Source organism: Kitasatospora sp. NPDC093558, from assembly GCF_040683475.1.
In the GTDB taxonomy this organism is placed as follows: Bacteria; Actinomycetota; Actinomycetes; order Streptomycetales; family Streptomycetaceae; genus Kitasatospora.
On sequence record NZ_JBFBDY010000707.1, the window covers coordinates 1 to 2,987 of the forward strand.

Consider the following 2,987-nt stretch of genomic DNA (forward strand, 5'->3'; position numbering starts at 1 on the left):
TGTCGACGGCGAGGCCCGCGCGTGCGGGATCGGGCCGGGCCGTCGCCCCGGCGCCGAGGAAGTGCTCCCAAACGGCCTCGGCGCCGGTGCCGGCCGGGGTGACCAGCCCGAGCCCGGTGACGGCCACCGCGCGGGCGCTCAACTCACGGCCTCCGCGGCCAGGGTGGCGTCCGCGTGGGCGGCGAGCTCGCCGAGGGTGCGGTCGGGGGTGATGTCGGCGACGGTGACGCCGATCCGCTCCTCGACGACGAGCGAGAGCTCGACCAGGGCGAGGCTGTCCAGGTCGAGCGAGGCCAGGGTGGCGTCGGGGGTGACGCGGGCGGGCGCGACCTCGAACTCGTCGACGAGGCAGGAGCGGAGGGTTTCGTAGGTCGAGGACATGGGTGGACTTCCCTTCAGGAGGCGGTGGTTGAGTGGTCGAGGTCGCCGGCTGCGGCCCGGTCGAGCGCGGGCAGCCGGCGCCAGGCGAGGACGGCGGCGAGCAGGGCGACGGCTCCGCCGACGACGGCCGCGGCGGTGAGGCCGTCGGTGAACGCCCCGGCGAAGGCGGCCGGGTCCGCCGGACGGGCGCGTTCGAGCGCGGTGGCCAGGACGGAGCCGAGCACGGCCACCCCGAGGGTCGAACCGACCTGCCGGGTGGCGTCGTTGAGCGCCGAGCCGACCCCGGCGGCGCCCACCGGAACGGCGCCCATCACCAGTTCGGTGGCGACCGGCGCGAGCAGCCCGGCGCCGACACCGGCGAGGCCCTCGAAGACCAGCACCGGGGCGTCCCCGGAACCTGCGGTCAGCCCGCCCAGCCGGACGAACCCGGCCGCGATCAGCAGCAGACCGCCGGCGCACGGCACCCGTGCCCCCAACTGCCGTGCGACCAAAGGCCCGAGGAGCGCACCGGTGGCGAGGCCGAGAGACAGCGGGACCATCCGCACCCCGGCCTGCCACGCGGACAGGCCGCGGACCTGCTGGAGGTAGAGCGTGAGCAGGAACATCGCGCCGAACATGGCGAAGGACATCAGCGCGAGCGACAGCGTGGCCGGCCAGACCGGCCCGCCGCGCAGCAGCCGCACCGGCACCATCGGTGCGGCGCACCGGAGTTGGCGCCGGACGAAGGCGGCGAGCAGCAGCGCCGCGACGGCGAACGCGGCCGGCACGCCGGCGCTGGTCCAGCCGCGTTCCGGGGCCTCGATCACGCCCCACACCAGCGCGAGCAGCCCGCTGCACGACAGCAGCGCGCCGGGCCGGTCGAGCGGCCGGGCCTCGTCCGCGCGGGACTCGGGCAGGACGGCCAGCGCCGCCGCGCCGATTACCGCGATCACCGGGACGTTCAGCCAGAACGCCGCCTGCCAGCCGCACCGTTGGACCAGCAGGCCGCCCGCGACCGGGCCGAACACCGCGCCGACCCCGGCCACCGCCGCCCAGATCCCGATCGCCCGCCGCCGGGCGGCCGGTTCGGGCAGCACGTGCACGACGGTGGACAGGGTGGCAGGCATGAACAGGGCCGCGCCGAGCCCCATCCCGCAACGGGCGGCGACGAGTTGGGCCGCGCCGTGGCCGGTGGCGCCGGCCACCGAGGCCAGCCCGCAGAGCGCGAGCCCGGCGAGGAAGGCCCGCCGCCTGCCGTACCGGTCGCCGAGCGCTCCGGCGGCCAGGACGCAGCCGCCGAGCGCGAGCGCGTAGCCGTCGACGATCCACTGCGTCTCGGCCAGGGTCGGGCCGAGCTCGGCGCGCAGGCCGGGGATGGCCACGTTGAGCACGGTGAAGTCGAGGCCGAGCAGGAACAGCGCGGCGCAGACCACCGCGACCGCCGCCCAGGCCTTCCGCTGGGAGTCCACCCCGGCCTCAGGCGGGCAGCCGCAGCGGCTCGTCGCGCCGCAGGAAGCCGATCCGGTACAGCGTGGCGGCGCCGCGCAGGAACGTCACCTCGCTGCCCCGCAGGTAGCGCCGATAGCGGCGGTACCCGTCCGCACCGACCAGCCGTTCGGCCTCCTCCCGCGCCTTCAGCAGCCGGGCCGACCAGGAGGCGAGCGTGCGCACGTAGTCCTCGGCGGAGGCGCTGAGGGCGACCACCGAGAAGTACGGGTCGCAGGCGGCGGCGATCTCGCTCAGCCGGGGCAGCTTGGCACCCGGGAAGATGTCGCTTCCGACGAACTCGCCCAGCGGGCCCGAGCCGTCCGCCACGCCGTCGTAGGCGATCGACTGCAGCGACATCCGGCCGCCGGGGCGCAGCCGGCGGTGGCAGGACTCGAAGAATCGGGCGTAGCCGCCGAGCCGCTCGGCGCGCGTCATGCCGGCGGTGGCGAAGTGCTCGAAGGCGCCCATCGAGGTGATCGCGTCGTACGGCCGTTCCGGCGCGTGGTCCTCCCAGCTCTCCAGGCGGACCTCGGCCCCGGGCAGGGCGCGGGCGGTGAGGTACGCGTGCTGGGCGGGCGAGATGGTGAGGCCGACGGCCTCGCCGACCCGGTCGCCGCGGCTCGCGTGCTCCAGCATCGCGCCCCAGCCGCAGCCGACGTCGAGGAGCCGCAGGCCGTCGCCGGGCGCGGCGCCGACCAGGTCGAGGTGGTGGTCCAGCTTGGCCCGCTGGGCGCGGGGCAGCGCGGTGGCGTCGGGTTCGTCGCGCGGGATGCCGTCCCACTTGGCGGCGGTGTAGGCGAGGGTCTCGTCGAGCCAGAGGGCGTAGAAGTCGTTGCCGAGGTCGTAGTGGAAGGCGATGTCCTCGACGCTGGTGCCGGCAGTTGTGATGCCGGTGGTGGTGATGCCTTCGGTTGTGATGGTGGCAGTCGTGATGCCTGCGGTCGTGACGGTGGTGGTCATGCGGGTCCTGTTCTGCTGGTCAGGCAGGCGGGTAAGGGGTGTCGGAGGCGGGCCGGGTCAGGCGCCCTCGGCCCGGCGGGCGCGGACGGCGAGCGTCTGCTCGCGGCGCTCGACGAAGCGGGCGGCCCGGGCGTCGAGGCGATCCAGGTGCCCGGCCATGCGCTCGCGGGCCCGCTCCC

At 75.9% G+C, this 2,987-nt stretch carries 3 protein-coding genes; all 3 read right to left on the reverse strand.

Going from position 1 to position 2,987, the window contains the following annotated elements; genetic code table 11:
* Positions 1–138 precede the first annotated feature (138 nt).
* From AB0O00_RS34050 to AB0O00_RS34060, 3 genes are read right to left on the reverse strand one after another with little or no spacing between them, the layout of a single operon-like run.
* Complete coding sequence (locus AB0O00_RS34050; protein ID WP_363658445.1) at positions 139–381, reverse strand: phosphopantetheine-binding protein; 243 nt, start codon at positions 379–381, stop codon at positions 139–141.
* Between the two features lie 14 nt (positions 382–395).
* Positions 396–1,829, reverse strand: coding sequence for an MFS transporter (locus AB0O00_RS34055; RefSeq protein ID WP_363658447.1), 1,434 nt, complete (start codon positions 1,827–1,829; stop codon positions 396–398).
* A gap of 7 nt (positions 1,830–1,836) precedes the next feature.
* A complete protein-coding gene (locus tag AB0O00_RS34060) occupies positions 1,837–2,808 on the reverse strand; it encodes a class I SAM-dependent methyltransferase (RefSeq protein ID WP_363658449.1) in 972 nt (323 codons plus the stop codon).
* Positions 2,809–2,987: the final 179 nt, after the last annotated feature.

Excerpts from the sequence above, each read along its gene's own strand:
- AB0O00_RS34050 (WP_363658445.1), bottom strand. The coding sequence starts at position 381 with ATGTCCTCGACCTACGAAACCCTCCGCTCCTGCCTCGTCGACGAGTTC.
- AB0O00_RS34060 (WP_363658449.1), bottom strand. The coding sequence starts at position 2,808 with ATGACCACCACCGTCACGACCGCAGGCATCACGACTGCCACCATCACA.